This window comes from Rhodanobacter glycinis (genome assembly GCF_900114325.1).
Lineage (GTDB): Bacteria > Pseudomonadota > Gammaproteobacteria > Xanthomonadales > Rhodanobacteraceae > Rhodanobacter_A > Rhodanobacter_A glycinis.
Genome location: NZ_FOSR01000001.1, coordinates 458,357 through 473,612, shown reverse-complemented (window position 1 = coordinate 473,612; position 15,256 = coordinate 458,357). Strand labels below are relative to the sequence as shown.

General features: G+C 62.2%; 10 protein-coding genes. 6 read left to right on the top strand and 4 right to left on the bottom strand.

The window, feature by feature from the left end:
* Positions 1-206: 206 nt before the first annotated feature.
* The 5 genes from BMY90_RS02155 to BMY90_RS02135 all read left to right on the top strand — a co-directional run bounded on the left by BMY90_RS02155 (position 207) and on the right by BMY90_RS02135 (position 6,972).
* The gene (locus BMY90_RS02155) at positions 207-1,370 is read left to right on the top strand and encodes a TolC family protein (RefSeq protein WP_092701089.1); all 1,164 of its coding nucleotides are present in this window, start codon (positions 207-209) and stop codon (positions 1,368-1,370) included.
* A complete protein-coding gene (locus BMY90_RS02150; RefSeq protein WP_092700922.1) occupies positions 1,367-2,464 on the top strand; it encodes an efflux RND transporter periplasmic adaptor subunit in 1,098 nt (365 codons plus the stop codon). The genes BMY90_RS02155 and BMY90_RS02150 overlap by 4 nt, the downstream gene beginning before the upstream one ends.
* Positions 2,464-5,598: an efflux RND transporter permease subunit gene (locus BMY90_RS02145; protein WP_092700919.1), complete on the top strand. Its 3,135-nt coding sequence runs from the start codon at positions 2,464-2,466 to the stop codon at positions 5,596-5,598. The genes BMY90_RS02150 and BMY90_RS02145 overlap by 1 nt, the downstream gene beginning before the upstream one ends.
* Positions 5,595-5,921: a P-II family nitrogen regulator gene (locus tag BMY90_RS02140; protein ID WP_008209838.1), complete on the top strand. Its 327-nt coding sequence runs from the start codon at positions 5,595-5,597 to the stop codon at positions 5,919-5,921. Before BMY90_RS02145 ends, BMY90_RS02140 begins: the two co-directional genes overlap by 4 nt.
* Before the next feature lie 94 nt (positions 5,922-6,015).
* The gene (locus tag BMY90_RS02135) at positions 6,016-6,972 is read left to right on the top strand and encodes a cation diffusion facilitator family transporter (protein WP_008209840.1); all 957 of its coding nucleotides are present in this window, start codon (positions 6,016-6,018) and stop codon (positions 6,970-6,972) included.
* A gap of 27 nt (positions 6,973-6,999) precedes the next feature.
* On the opposite strand, the gene BMY90_RS02130 is transcribed toward BMY90_RS02135, so the two are convergent.
* From BMY90_RS02130 to BMY90_RS02120, 3 genes are read right to left on the bottom strand one after another with little or no spacing between them, the layout of a single operon-like run.
* On the bottom strand, positions 7,000-7,584 hold the full coding sequence (locus tag BMY90_RS02130; RefSeq protein ID WP_008216069.1) for a phosphatase PAP2 family protein: 585 nt from the start codon (positions 7,582-7,584) through the stop codon (positions 7,000-7,002).
* Positions 7,581-8,204: a cation efflux transmembrane domain-containing protein gene (locus BMY90_RS02125; protein WP_027489457.1), complete on the bottom strand. Its 624-nt coding sequence runs from the start codon at positions 8,202-8,204 to the stop codon at positions 7,581-7,583. The genes BMY90_RS02130 and BMY90_RS02125 overlap by 4 nt, the downstream gene beginning before the upstream one ends.
* The gene (locus BMY90_RS02120) at positions 8,201-10,063 is read right to left on the bottom strand and encodes an FTR1 family protein (protein WP_027492554.1); all 1,863 of its coding nucleotides are present in this window, start codon (positions 10,061-10,063) and stop codon (positions 8,201-8,203) included. The genes BMY90_RS02125 and BMY90_RS02120 overlap by 4 nt, the downstream gene beginning before the upstream one ends.
* A 297-nt stretch (positions 10,064-10,360) precedes the next feature.
* Between BMY90_RS02120 and BMY90_RS02115 the strand changes: the two genes are divergently transcribed.
* A complete protein-coding gene (locus BMY90_RS02115; protein WP_027489456.1) occupies positions 10,361-13,354 on the top strand; it encodes a Tn3 family transposase in 2,994 nt (997 codons plus the stop codon).
* Positions 13,355-13,615: 261 nt separating this feature from the next.
* On the opposite strand, the gene BMY90_RS02110 is transcribed toward BMY90_RS02115, so the two are convergent.
* The gene (locus BMY90_RS02110) at positions 13,616-15,118 is read right to left on the bottom strand and encodes a hypothetical protein (RefSeq protein WP_139201664.1); all 1,503 of its coding nucleotides are present in this window, start codon (positions 15,116-15,118) and stop codon (positions 13,616-13,618) included.
* Between the last annotated feature and the right edge of the window lie 138 nt (positions 15,119-15,256).

Here is a 15,256-nt window from a genome sequence, read left to right as displayed (position 1 = left end):
TCCGTTACGCGACGCCACCGCCTGTGCGGTGCATCGCTTCGTGACCGTTTTCAGGAGATCGCTTCATGTCTGTTTTTCGTTCGGTGCCGATCGGCGCCGTGTGTCTGTTGTACGCGGCCATGCTCAGTGCCGCCCCCGTAACTCATCCGTCCTCACCGGTAGCTCCCCTGCCGACAGCATTGGCGTCATCACCGTTGCAGGCGGCGGTGCGTCGTATCTGGCAAACCAGCCCCGAGGTGCAGGCCGCGCGGGCCGATCTTGACGCGGCCCAAGCCCGTGCACGTGCCGCCGCGCAGCCGCTGTACAACCCCTCTCTGTCACTCGATGCGGAGAACGCCGACGTCAATCGGCGTACGGCTGGCATCAGTCTGCCGCTGGATCTGTCCGGTAAGCGTCGTGCCCGGGCCAGTCAGGGCGAGGCCGACCTGCGCGCCGCCGAGGCGGCCTATAACCTAGTGCGGCGTGACGTCGCCGCCCGCTGGCTGAAAGCCTGGTCGACGGCCGCGCTCGCGGCCCGACAGAGTGAGCTGGGCCAGCGTCGCCTCACGCTGATGCAGCGCTTCGATGACCTGGCCGCGCAGCGGCTGAAGGTCGGCGACATCAGTAGTCCCGAACGCGATCTGGCCGGCCTGGCACTGGGTGAGGCGCAGGTGCAACAAGCCACGCTCGCGAGCAACGAAGCGGCGGCCCGTGCCGCGTTGCTGGCCATCAGTGGCGATCAAGGGGCCGCGCTTCCGCCGTTGCCCAAGGGCCTGTCACCGGCGGCGGGCAGTGTCACGCCGTTGCCCGTCGACGAGCTGCCCGAACTGCGTCAGTCCCGCGCCCAGCAAGCGAGTGCCGAGGCCGGGGTGCAGGTCGCCCGCCGTGCACGCATCCCCGATCCCACGCTCAGCCTGACCGGCGGTCAGGTACGCAGCGGACCGCGCACCGATCAGGTGATCGGCCTGAGCGTGTCGATTCCCTTGCCCGTGCTCAACACCGGACGCGCCGAAGTGGACGCCGCTCGTGCGGAAGCCGATGCGGCGGCCGCGGGCGTGCGTTCGCGCCAGTTCGTGCTGCGCGCAGGGTTGCAGGAAGTACAAGCCCGCTACGCCGCCTTGCGTAGTGCCACCGAGGCTTTTCGCAGCGGTCGCGCCGCCGCGTTCGAGGATCGCACCGCGTTGCTGGAGAAGCTCTGGCGTGCCGGTGAAATCAGCACCTCCGATTACCTCGTACAGCTCAAACAGAGCCTCGATACCGCGCTGTCCGGCCAGGAACTGGAAACCCAAACCTGGCAGACCTGGTTCGACTACCTCACCGCTGCGGGCCGTCTGACCGACTGGCTCGACGGCCGCACTCAGGACGGCCCTACTCAGGATATCTCCCGATGAATCTCTCTTTTTTGAAACGCAGTCTGCTCGGCATGGCGCTGCTTACTGCGCTGGCCGGTCCCGTCATGGCGCAGGAACCCGCACCCGCCAATCCGCTGGCGCTGGACGCCAAGGCGATCAAGGACGCCGGCATCGTCCTCGACAAGGCCGCCACGCGCGCCCTGACCGATGAACTGAAAGCCCCCGGTGAAGTGAAGGCCGACGCGTATTCCACCGTACTGGTGTCGCCGCGTGTGGAATCGCAGGTGCTGGCCCGCAAGGCCAAGCTCGGCGACGTGGTGAAAGCCGGTGCACCGTTGGTGGTGCTCTCCAGCGTGCAGGTCGCCGAGACCCAGGGCGCGTTCATCGTGGCCGAACAGGACTGGCAACGGATCGCGTCGCTCGGCCCTCAAGCGGTCTCGGCACGACGCTACAACGAAGCGAAGGTGCAGCGCGATCAGGCGCGCGCCAAGTTGCGTGCCTACGGTTTGTCCGACGGCCAGATCGGCGGCTTGCTGCGCAAGGGTTCGGCCGGTGCCGACGGCAGCTTCGAGTTGCTCGCGCCGGCCGCTGGTCGCGTCACCACCGATGAATTTCTGGTCGGTGAGCGGGTGGAACCGGGTCGCACCTTGTTTACCCTGGTGAAGGAGGATTCGGTCTGGGTCGTCGCGCAGATGGCACCGGCCGATGCCGAACGGGTCAAGCCCGATGCCGACGCCCGCATCCTCGTGCACGACACCGCGATCCCCGGCAAGGTGGTGCAGCGCTCGCATCAGACCGACGAGCGCACCCGCACCGTGCCGGTGCGCATCGAAGTCGACAACCGCAAGGACCTGTTGCACCCGGGCGAACTGGTAGAGGCGCGCATCGCCGCCGGCAGCGCGGTGCAAAAGCTGGCGGTGCCCGCCGAAGCGATCGTGTTGCTGCAGAACCAGCCAACGGTGTTCCTCGCCAAAGGCAACGGCCCGTTCGAGCCAGCATCGGTCATGGTCGGCGACACGCGTGATGGCTGGACGGTGATCACCCAAGGCCTCAAGGCCGGCGACAGCTACGTGCGCAAGGGCGCGTTCGCCTTGAAGGCGCGTCTGTTGCGCTCGCAGCTGGGAGAAGAATAATGCTGGAACGTCTGGTTGAACTCTCCCTGCGCTACAAGGTGCTGGTGCTGATCATTTTCGTGGTGATCGGCTTCCTCGGTTTCCAGGCGGTGCGTCAGCTGCCCATCGACGCGTTTCCCGATGTCACACCGGTGCAGGTCAATGTCTACACCGAGGCATCGGGGCTGGCGGCGGAGGATGTCGAACAACTCCTCACCACGCCGGTGGAATCGGCGCTCGCCGGCCTGCCCAAAGTGGAGCAGATCCGCTCGGTGAGCTTGTTCGGGCTGTCCTATGTGTCGGTCTACTTCGACGACAGCATGGACATCTACTTCGCTCGCCAGCTGGTCAACGAACGGTTGCAGCAGGTGGGCGATCGCTTGCCGGCCGGCTACGGCAAACCGGAGATGGGACCGAACACCTCCGGTCTCGGCCAGGTGTTCTGGTACACCGTCGAACGCGCCGACAGCACCTTGAAAGGCGCCACGGCCGGTACGGCACCGAACGACATGGATCTGCGCACACTGCAGGACTGGACCATCCGTTTGATCCTGCGCACCGCACCGGGTGTCGATGACGTCAGCTCATGGGGCGGCCAGGAAAAGCAGTTCCAGGTGCGCATCGACCCGATGAAACTGATCGCGCACAAGCTTGGCTTCAAAGAGGTGATCGAGGCGCTGCAGGCCAACAACGCGCAAGTCGGCGGCAACTTCGTCGATGTCGGCCGCGAGCAGTACCTGGTACGTGGACTGGGCCTGATCCAGAACGCGAAGGATCTGGGCAACATCGTGCTCAAGACCGAAGACGGCACGCCGGTCTACGTGCGTGACGTGGCCACCATCACCGAGGCGGGTGCGCCCCGCACCGGTGCCGTGACGCGCGATGGCAAGGAAGTGGTGATGGGCCAAGCGCTGGCTCGCATTGGCGAGAACGCCAAGAGCGTGGTCGATGCGGTCAAGGCCAAGCTCGACACAGTGAAGCAATCCTTGCCGCCGGGCGTGGTCGTAAAACCGGTGTACGAGCGCACTGAACTGGTCAACGCGGCGGTGGGCACCGCGGTGCGTGCGCTGGTGGAAGGTTCGATCCTGGTGGCACTGGTGCTGTTCCTGTTCCTGGGTGAGTTTCGCAGCGCGCTGGTGGTCGTCGTGGCGTTGCCGTTGGCGATGCTGATCGCCTTCATCTGCATGAATCAGGTCGGCCTGTCGGCCAACCTGATGTCGCTGGCGGGGTTGGCGATCGGTATCGGCATGATGGTGGATGGCGCCGTGGTGATGGTGGAAAACGCCTACCGCATCATGGCCGAGCGCAAGGCGCATGGCGGCCCGGTCGATCGCACGTCCGCGGTGCTGGCCGCGGCGCGCGAGGTGGCCAATCCAATGGCGTTCGCGATCCTGATCATCATCGTGGTGTTCCTGCCGCTGTTCAGCCTGCAAGGGCTGGAAGGCAAGATGTTCAAGCCGATGGCGTTCAATATCAGCTTCGCGATGGCCGGCTCGCTGATTCTCGCCTTGACGTTGATACCGGTGCTCGCCGCGCTGGTGTTGAAGCCGAAGGAAGAGAAGGACACCTGGCTGGTGGCATTCCTGAAACGCCACTACGCCACGGTGCTCGCCTGGGCGCTGGCGCGCCGCAAGCTAGTGCTGGGCATCGCCGCCGGAGCCTTGGTCGGCAGCCTCGCGCTGTTCCCGTTCCTCGGCAAGGAGTTCATGCCTAACCTGAAGGAAGGCGCCATCATGTGGCGCATTACCTCGATTCCGTCGGCATCGCTGGACGAATCGATCGCCATCTCCAAGCAAGTGTCGACACTGGTCAAACAAAAGTTTCCGGAAGTGGAAACCACGCTGGCGATGATCGGTCGCGCCGAAAAAGGCGAAACGGCGGATGTGAACTACATGGAGGTGTACACGCCGCTGAAACCGAAGGATCAATGGCGCAAGGGCGAGACGCTGGAAAGCATCGAGGAAGCGATGCAGAAGGAACTGTCGGCGGCGCTGCCCACCGCGGTGGTGAGCTACACGCAGCCGATCCAGATGCGCATCGAGGAACTGATCTCGGGTGTGCGCGCCACGCTGGCACTGAAGATCTATGGCGATGACCTGGGCGAACTTGATCGCTTGAGCAGTCGCATCAAGAACGTGTTGGCCGGGGTGCCTGGCGTCGCCGATCTCGCGCTGGAGGCGAACATCGGCAAGCCGCAGATCCGCATCAAGGTGGATCGCGATGCGCTGGCCCGTTACGGCTTGAACGCCGACGACGTGCTCACCGTGGTGAAGAACGGCATCGGCGGCGAGCCGGTGACGACCTTACTCGACGGCGTGAAACGCTTCGACATCGCCGTGCGGCTGGACGATGCGGACAAGGCCTCGTTGCCGGCGATCAAGCGCATTCCGATCCGCACGCCCAGCGGCGCACTGGTGCAGCTGTCGCAGGTGGCTGAGGTCAGCGATGCGGAAGGCTACTCGTTCATTCGTCGAGAACAACTGCAGCGCTATGCGGTGATCCAGATGGATGTTCGCGGTCGTGACATCGACGGCTTCGTCAAGGAAGCCAATGCGGCCATCGCGCAACAGGTGAAGTTGCCGACTGGCTATTACAGCGAATGGGGCGGCGCGTTCGAGAACCAGCAGCGGGCGTTGAAGCGATTGTCGCTGATCGTGCCGGCGACGATTTTCTTCATCTTTGTCTTGCTCTACACCGCGTTCAACTCGGTGAAGCACGCCACGCTGATCTTGGCCAACGTGCCGTTTGCCACCATCGGCGGCATCGTCGGCTTGGCGATCACCGGGCAATACCTGTCGGTACCCTCGGCCATCGGCTTCATCGCGGTGTTCGGCGTGGCGATGTTGAACGGCATCGTGCTGGTGAGTTTCTTGAACGAACAACGTGAGAAAGGCTTGCCTGTGCGCGAGGCAGTGATCCGCGGTACGGCCCTGCGCATGCGCCCGGTGATGATGACCGCGAGCGTAGCGATCCTGGGCCTGGTGCCGATGCTGCTCTCCAGTGGCGTGGGTGCGGAAACCCAGCGCCCGCTCGCCACCGTGGTGGTCGGTGGTCTGATCACCTCGACCTTGCTGACGCTGGTGCTGCTGCCGGTGCTCTACGACTGGATCGAAGAACGCGCCGCCCGGCGCCTCGCCAAGGAGAAGACCCCATGAAAGAAGTGAAGGCCTTCATCCATCGTGGCCGCGTGGTCGACGTCATCCATGCGCTGGAAGAAGCGGGGTTTCGTTACCTGTCGGTGAGCGACGTCAAAGGTCTGCTGACCGCGCTCAACGGCCAGGAACAGGTCTATTCGATGGAACTGGGCGAACGGGTGACCCGGCAGATCAAGCTCGAAGTGTTCTGTGAGGACGATCAGGCCGAACGGGCGGTGCAGTTGATCCGCCTGCACGGGCGCACCGGTCAGAGTGTGGCCGGCTGGGTCTACCAGAGCACGGTGGATCGGGCGTGGCCCATCGACGGTCAAGGGGCTGAATGAAGAAGACGGGCGGGTCACTCCCGCCCGTCCTTCCCGATGTCATGTCATAACACTTTGGCGCTCACGTAGAGTGGCCGCCGCACTGGAGACTCCTATGGGCACAACCAAGCCCCACGAACATGACCATCATCACGACCATAGCCATGGCGTGGCACCGGATGCGGACAAGAAGTACCTGACCATCGCGCTGTTGCTGCTGCTCGGCTTCATGGCGGTCGAGGTGGTGGTCGGCATCCTGGCCAAGTCGTTGGCCCTGATTTCCGATGCCGGGCACATGCTCACCGATGTGGGCTCGATCGGACTGGCGCTTGTCGCGATGCGTCTGGCCAGCCGCCCGGCCAGTGGCAGCTACACGTTCGGACTCAAGCGGGTCGAAATCCTGAGCGCCCAGGCGAACGGGCTGACGCTGTTGTTGCTGTCGGTCTGGTTCATCGTCGAGGCGATCCGCCGGCTGATCGACCCGCCGGTGGTGGAAGGTCTGCTGGTCACGGTGATCGCGGTGGTCGGTATTGGCGTCAACCTGCTCGCCGTGTGGGCGATGAGCAAGGCCAACCGGCAAAGCCTCAACGTGGAAGGCAGCTTCCAGCACATCCTCACCGATCTCTACGCCTTCATCGCCACTGCCATTGCCGGTGCCATCATCTGGTGGACGGGTTGGAATCGCGTGGACTCCCTTGCCGCACTGGTCGTCGCCGGATTGATGCTGAAAGCCGGTATCGGACTGGTGCGCGACTCGGGCCGCATCTTCCTGGAAGCGGCACCACGCGGTCTGGACCCAGTATCCATTGCCGAGGCGATCCGTGCCATGCCGGCGGTGACTCGGCTGGACGATCTGCACGTGTGGGAAGTGACCTCGGGCATGCCGGCACTGTCGGGCCACATCTACGTGAATCACGACATCGACTGCCACGATGTGCGCCGAGAGATCGAAGCGATGCTGCATGATCGTTTCGCCATCACGCACACCACCTTGCAAACCGATCACGCGACCACGGACGAATCGGCCCGCGCGACAGGCTGCACGTTCACCTCACCCGGCGCAGCGCACTAGACCCTCGCTTCGCAGCGGGGCGAAACCTTATCCCTGAGATGGCAATGGCGCGATGGCTGATGTCACGGACCGGCGAAACCACAGCCAGCCACTGAGCATGGCCAGTCCGCCCATCCCGAGGGCTCCCAGCATATCGCCGGGGTAGTGCACGCCCAAGTAGATCCGTGCCCAGGCCATCGGCAGGCCGAGCAGTGCGATCCCGATGCCCCAAGGCCGGCTGCATTGATTCAGCAACAGTATGCCGGCCACCACCCATTGCACAGTCAGATGGTCGCTGGGAAAGCTGCCGGTCGCCGCATGAGACACCCATGCTTGACCGACTCCAGCGACAAAGGGACGTGCGCGATCCCAAACCAAGCCGATGATCAGGTTCGCGAGCAATGCTGCAGCGGCGGCACCCGATGCTTTCAGGGCGATCAAGCGCATCGACTGGCGAGGAACCATCAGCATCCACCCAAGAAGGAGAGCTGTCAGGATCAACGGTCCATCGGCCAGGACGCGCGCCACATGAAGCATCGCTGGCGACGGTGGCACCGGCGAATGAATGGCGTTGAACAGTCGAAGGTCAACGGCGTAAACCATCGAGCCAAATCCCGAGATCGGCGACGTCATGGCTTGCCGTTCGGTGCAATGGCGGCGATCCGTGCGTCCTTCGCTTCGCGCAGAATGCCCAACGCCTCCTTCAGCACGTAGCAGGCGATGGCCGTACCGATCACCAGATCAGGCACGGCGCTGTGCAGAAGAAGCACCAGCACACCGGACACGATCACCGCCAGATTGGCGATGACGTCGGCCCGCGTGCATATCCAGATGGCGCGCAGATGCACTTCACCGTGACGAAATCGCGCCAAGAGCCTCAGCACCGTGGCATTCACGATCAAGGAAACGAAGGCAACGCTCATCATCCATAGGCCTTCCGGGTGGCTACCGGTCACCAGACGCCAGAGCACCCCCACCAGTACGCCGACGCCAAGAACCACCAGCAAGGTTCCATTCCAGTGCGCGGCCGACGCCTTGAAATAGGCGCTGCGTGTCCACGCCAGCAAGGCGATGCCGTAGGCGCAGGCATCGCCCAGCATATCCAGCGAATCAGCGACCAGGCCCATCGATTGGGCGATCAGGCCGGCCACGACACCGACCACGAACATGGTGGCATTGAGACCGAGCGCGATGCGCAGGATGCGGCGTTCCGCCTCGCTGGCGGCTTCGGCGTGGCAACCGCAGTCGCTCATGCGCGATCCTCTTCCGGGCGTGTAGTGGTGGATGCGGGCAATGCGTCGGGAGCGCTACGGCCACGAAGCATATTGAACATGAAACCCGCACTCAGCATCAGGACCACGGCGATTTGTGCGAGCAGCGTCTGCCAGGTCGGATAGATGCCGAGCAGTTCAATGTGCGGCACCGGGGCGACCGTCACCGACACCCAGCCAGCTTCCTGCAACGCGGCGATGCCCTTACCCGCGAGAACGACGGCCAGCACGGCGATCAGGATCGAACTCGCCGCGAAGAACTTGCCGATGGGCAGACGCCGACTGGTGCGCAGCAGGAGCCAGGCGATCAGTCCCAAGGTCACCGCGCCGGCCGCAATGCCGCCCAGCAGCCAGACTTCCTGGCCGTCGTTCCAGAGCGCGGCGTAGAACAGGATCGTCTCGAACACTTCCCGATACACCGAAATGAAGGCGAGGCCGAACAGGAACCACGCCGAACGTCGGTCGAGTGCCGCGGCCATCTTTTCCTTCAGGTAGGCCTGCCAGCGTCCACCAATACTCTTTTGGTGCATCCACAAGCCGACACTGAGCAGCACCACGGCGGCGAACAGCGAAGACAGGCCCTCGGTTAGTTCGCGACCGGCGCCACTGATCGAGATGGCATAGCTGGCCAGTGCCCAGGTGATCCCGCCGGCCACCAAGGCAAGAATCCAGCCGGCATGCACGTAACGCACTTCCACGCGTCGATCTGCCTTGCGCAGGAAGGCCAGCAAGGCGACGACCACCAGCAAGGCTTCCAGACCCTCGCGAACCAGAATCGTGAAGGCGCCGAGGAACGTGGCGGCCGGATCGCCCGCCGCATCCGCCGTGACCTCCTGCGCCTGCGCAAGCAGGACATCCACGGCGTGGGCCTGCTGGGTCACCGCCGGCAGCGCGGCCTTGCCCGACACCGCTGTGCGATAGGCGCCCATGGCCGTTTCGATGCGGGCGCGTAGCGCGCCATCGCGTGCGTTGAGCTGGGGTTCGATGGGTTCGACGCCATCGAGATAGGCCGACAATGCCAGTTGTGTGGCTTCCTTGGCGTCGCCGGCACGATAGGCCGCCAGGCTTGCAGCAAGTCGCCCCCGCGCAAGCGGAAGCCCCGTCAACGCCTGTTGCATCGCCTGCGGATGCGCACGCAGGTAACCGATGATCGCGCGGGCATGTTCGGCACCCAGTGCAGGAGCCAGTTGCGACACGCGTGCTTGCGACAACTCCTTCAGGTCCGCGATCTGCGCACGCGCGGCCGTATCGTGCTGCCAGAGGGTCGCACCGGTCGTGGCTTCGCGGGTATAGGCTAGCGACCCCACGTAGTACGCGAGTGCCCATCGCTCGTCCGACGACAGCCGGGACGAGTAACTGGCCATCGGCGTTCCCTCGACACCGTGGCTGATCACTTCGTACAGGGACAGCGGGCTGCGCTGGTCCGCACGCGCCTGGTCAGTGAAGTCCACCGGTCGCGGATTGAGCTGCAGCCCCACGGGACCATCGCCATGCCCGGTGGCGCCGTGACACATGGCGCACTGGTTCTGGTACAGCGTTGCGCCCTGCGTCAGATCGGGCGCTTGGGCCGGCGCGGTGGGTATCGGGTACGCCTTCAGCAAGGCATCGGCCAGGGCATGTGCCTCGATCGCCACCTGCGCTGGCGAGGCCTTCGCATCCACTGAAGCGATGAGCTGGTCGGCCTGGGACAACAACGCGGGTGTACCGGGCGTCGGCGGCAACGCCTGAAGGCGGCGATGCACGGTGGCTGTGAACTCCCGCATCTCGGCGTATTCAGACGCGCTGAGCACCGCTCCGTTCTTGACCGCGCCGGCGTAATCCGTGGCCAGATAGTCGATCATCTGCCATGTCTGCGGCACGGTTGAACTGACGTCTTGAGCATGCGCCCGCGGGAGTGGGAGTGCCCAAAGCAGAAGGGCGGCCACGGAGAGGTTGCGCAATATGCTGCGAATACGAGTCGTTATCATTCATGTATCGTACTCGACCTTGGCGAAACCGCCAATGCAATGCCTCCCGGCAGAACCCAAGAAACATGGTTGAAGGCGATCCCACCTCGCCAGCTCCAAGGCGTGATGGGCGAAAGGCTTGATTTTCAGTGATGGAACCTTCTACCCAACTCTCCGCAGAAGGAAACCTTGATGCCGGTCAGCTACGTTACCGAGGGACAACGCGACAATTACGGCCGGTACAACGGCAACCCGTCCAGCGACGAACTGGCACGCTACTTCCATCTCGACGATGCAGATCGCACCTACATCGCGCGCAAGCGCGGTCATGCGAATCGTTTGGGCATCGCATTGCAGCTGACGACGCTGCGCTACTTGGGAACATTTCTGGACGATCCGCTGGATCTCCCTGCGCTGGTGTTATCCACCGTTGCCAGGCAGCTGGATATTACGGACACGGATCCCTCCCTCGACGACTACCGGACAGGTGAACTCCGGTGGGATCATCAGCGCGATATCTGTCGTCAATACGGCTTCGTCGAAATCACCGAACCGCCTATCGGCTTTCGATTGGGTCGCTGGCTGTACGCACTCTGCTGGACGGGAACGGAGCGGCCCAGCGTCCTGTTCGAGCGAGCCATGACATGGCTGTTGACGCACAAGGTACTGCTTCCCGGGCGCAGCACACTCGAACGATTTGTCGCTCGCGTGAAAGCCCGCGTCGAAGAGCATCTTTGGCGGCGTCTGGGAACCCGTCTCTTGGACAGGCAGCGCGAACGCCTCGAACAGTTGTTGATCGTGCCAGCCGGCAGCCGCTACTCGCTGCTGGATCAGCTGCGATCGGGCCCCACGCGCGTCAGCGGACCGGCACTCATTCAAACGCTGATGCGACTACGGGAGGTTCGTGAGCTCGGCATCGACCTGCCCAGGGTGTCACACCTTCCGGCCAGTCGCGTCATGGCACTGGCTCGCTTTGCGGGAGCCGCCAAAGCCAGCGCCGTGAGCCGCTTGCCCGACGTTCGCCGCCTTGCCACTCTCGTAGCGTTTGTGCATTGCCTGGAAGCCACCGCGCATGATGACGCCGTCGAAGTTCTTGAAATGCTGCTGCGGGATGTTTTTTCCACAGCGCGCAAGGAGGATCGGAAAACACGCTTGCGCACGCTGAAAGACCTGGATCGTGCGGCCACGCTGCTGGCCGATGCTTGCCAAGTGGTGCTGGACAGCACGCTCCCGGACAAGAAACTACGCAAAGCCTTGTTCGCCAAGGTGCCGCGCGACGTCCTCGCCCAGGCGCTCCAGGAAGTGAGCAACCTGGTACGACCGCCCGACGACGTGTTTTACAGCGAGCTGAGCGAACGCTATCGGCGCATCCGGCGCTTTCTCCCCTTTGTGCTGGAGAATCTGCGTTTCGGCGCGAGTCCCGCAGGCGAGGCTGTGGTCGCCGCCTATGAATGGCTTCGCTCGCATCCCGGGCGATTCAAGGCCGACGACGACGTCCCGCGTGATGTCATTCGCAAACGCTGGCAGCGCTACGCGATTCGCGACGACGACAGCATCGATCATCGGGCCTACACTTTCTGCGTGCTCGACGAATTGCATACGTCGTTACGCCGGCGCGACGTGTTCGTCGCCCCCAGTTGGAAGTATGCCGACCCGCGCGCAGGGCTGTTGAGCGGCAACGAATGGGAGACTGCGCGCCCCATCATCTGCCGCACGCTCAGCTTGTCTCCAACGCCCTCGTCGGCACTCGTCGCGATCACCAAAGAACTCGATGAGACCTACCGCGCGGTAGCGTCCCGACTTCCGGACAATCCTGCGGTGCGGTTCGAAGGCGAGAACGACCTGGTCGTCAGCTCCCTCGACAAGCTCGAAGAACCAGCGTCTTTGCTGGCCTTGCGCGCTGCGGTTAATGAGCGTTTGCCACGCGTGGACATTGAAGAGGTATTGCTGGAGATTGCGGCCCGTACCGGTTTCACCGATGCCTTCACCCATCTCACCGAGCGGTCTGCTCGTGCTGCGGAGCTTCCGATCAGCCTCTGTGCCGTATTGCTGGCTGAGGCGAGCAACACGGGCTTCGAACCCCTCGTTCGTGCCGACATCGCTGCACTGAAACGATCGCGTCTGTCGTGGGTCGACCAGAATTACCTCCGCAACGACACCCTGGTTGCGGCCAATGCCATCCTGGTGGCGGCTCAGAACCGGTCGATTCTGGCCCATCAGTGGGGTGGTGGCGACGTGGCGTCAGCCGACGGGATGCGTTTCGTCGTGCCCGTGCGCACTGTGCATGCGGCCGCCAATCCGAAGTATTTCGGTCGGGAACGCGGCGTGACCTGGTACAACCTGATCTCCGACCAGTTCAGCGGTCTCAACCACATCACCGTGCCGGGCACGCTGCGCGACAGCTTGATCTTGCTGGGCGTGGTGCTCGAACAGCCCACCGAATTGCAGCCGACGCAGATCATGACCGACACCGGCGCATACAGCGACGTGGTGTTCGGGTTGTTCAGGCTGCTGGGGTACCGGTTCTGTCCCCGATTGGCGGACGTCGGCGGCACGCGATTCTGGCGCATCGATCCCGAGGCCGACTACGGCGACCTCAATGCCGTTGCCCGCCAGCGGGTGAAACTGCCATTGATCGAGGAGCAGTGGGACGACATCCTGCGGCTGGTGGGCTCGCTGAAACTGGGTCGTGTACCAGCCAACGGCATCATGCGAACCTTGCAGATCGGCGACCGTCCAACCCGTCTGGCCCAGGCCTTGGCTGAGTTCGGACGGATTGAAAAGACCCTGCACACACTGACCTATATTGACGATGAGGCGAAGCGGCGTAGCACGTTGACCCAACTCAACCGTGGCGAGGGGCGTCACAGTGTGGCGCGCGCCATTTTTCACGGAAAACGCGGCGAACTCCGGCAACGCTATCAGGAGGGTCAGGAGGACCAGCTGGGCGCGCTGGGCCTGGTGCTCAACATCGTCGTCTTGTGGAACACCATCTACATGGAGGCGGCACTGGATCAGTTGCGTCAAGACGGTTTTCCCGTACGGGATGAGGACGTCGCACGGCTGTCGCCGCTCAGCCATGACCACATCAACATGCACGGCCGATATTCCTTTGCCGTGCCCGAGGCAGTGGCCCGCGGAGAACTACGCCCGCTACGAGATCCCAACGATAGGGAAGGCGATTGAGAGGATGAGTGCCCCCGGAGGGGTGTTTGGCTATCTATATGGTTTCTATGGATAAATAGACCTTATCCCGGTTTTTCGTTCCATTGCTCCCCAAACCCCTAGATCGGCAATGTCGATCCGAAAGCGAACCTGCCGCGACTCGATAAATGGACGCGCAGCCCGGTCATTTCAGGGCTGGCATAGGTCGCATCCAAGGGCGGGCCTGAACTCATAGCAGGAGGACATCGTGTGGCCCGCCAGCGGCCAGGGAGGACCCGATAGCTATACCCCCCCCAGGACTCTCTTCAAATCGCGCAACGCAATAATTCGCTTGTTCTCAGAAAAGACTGGGAAACGGGAGATCACGTAATGGCGAATCTCTCTCAGGCCTATTTTTGCAATCAGTAATGCCTCACGCGCCTCCTCCTTGCGCAGCGCGCGCTCGAAATAGCGAACAATTCGCTTATTATGACGAATGAAGGTCTTTATATCGCTTTCCATCTGCTGATAATCTAAGCGCACATTCTTGCACTGGAAGTTGTGAATTATCCCGTTTCGCGTTGTCACAACATCGAACTCCTTCCGCTGAATGCGCTTGATGCCCAAGACCGTGAAGCCCAGGTGAACGAGGTCATTCTTAATAAGATCCTCAAAGAGGAACCCGGAGCGAATCTGATAACGGCGATGCTTTTCCAGTATTCGATCGCGAGTGTTGTAGGCGAAGCGCATCAAAAGGAAGAGGTTGGATTCGAAGGATCCACCGATCTCGACAAAGGGGGCAAATGATCCAAGAAACGGATGCGCCGGATCAGCCCGATAGACTGCCCGCTGCAGCCACCACGTGTGTACGTACCGTGCGGAAATGGACCTATATGCGTCCACTGGCACCCGAACAAAGTAGTCATCCTTGGTATACGACAAGAGCTCCTCAATAAAAAATGTGAGATCGGAGAATCCTTTCTCCCTCAGATCAAATTCCTGATAACTGTTCTCGATCTGGGAGAGCATCCCGCGAAGCTCCGCCGCTGATATGATCTTTCGCACGTCAAATAGAGATCGATCGAGCTCCTGTGACGGAAGGTCTGTGATGGCAATGCGCTCTGCCTCCAAATAGTTGTCATCAAGGAACTCCTGCCAATGCAGACTGCCGTCTAGCAGTCCATTACCCGTATGCCAGCACCCGTAACCGCTATACAAATCTATCTTGGCTAGCTTCTGATGGAGGCCTGTCAACGTTACGAGTGTGTAGTCGGTTATGCGAAAGGCGAGCCTAAAGAGCTCGGCAGCGGACAACTTCGCGTTACCAGTACAGACATCAGACACTGCATACAGTAGCGTATTGAGATGTCGGCGTCTTGATTTCAAGTAGTTAGCCAGATCCCTTGGGGTGCGCAAGCCAGAAAATCGCCCGTCAAAATCACCCTGATACGAGAGAATAAACTCGCGCAGCACGCTCACGTGTGAAAATAATCCTATTACGCGCCGACATGCCGCCTCGTCAAAGCGCCGTTGAAGAGCCTCCCCAAAGCTTTCTTGAGCGTCTTTGCTTTGAAGGCGATCCAACGCGACATTCATTGCGCGATCAAGAGCGACGTTGTGCGACGCGACCTCGTCAATGTTGATCAGGTCTTCCACACTCCTGATCAGCTGATGCAATCCAGTCCAAGTGTGTCCGCGATCGAGTTTGCTTAACTGATGAATGGCTCCTTCAGAGTGAAGGCGGCTTTGCTCTTCTAAAATGTGCCTCAATGATTCGCCAGAAACCCAATTATCGTGAGTATTCATTTCCTTTGACCCTGGAAGTCGTGAGATTGCGTCGACGCAATGCATCCATGCCAATGCAATAATGGGCCGGCGCCAGCTTCGAGGAGTTACGGCCCGGGGCACGCGTACCACGCGACAACCGCAGCCCTAGACGCAAGG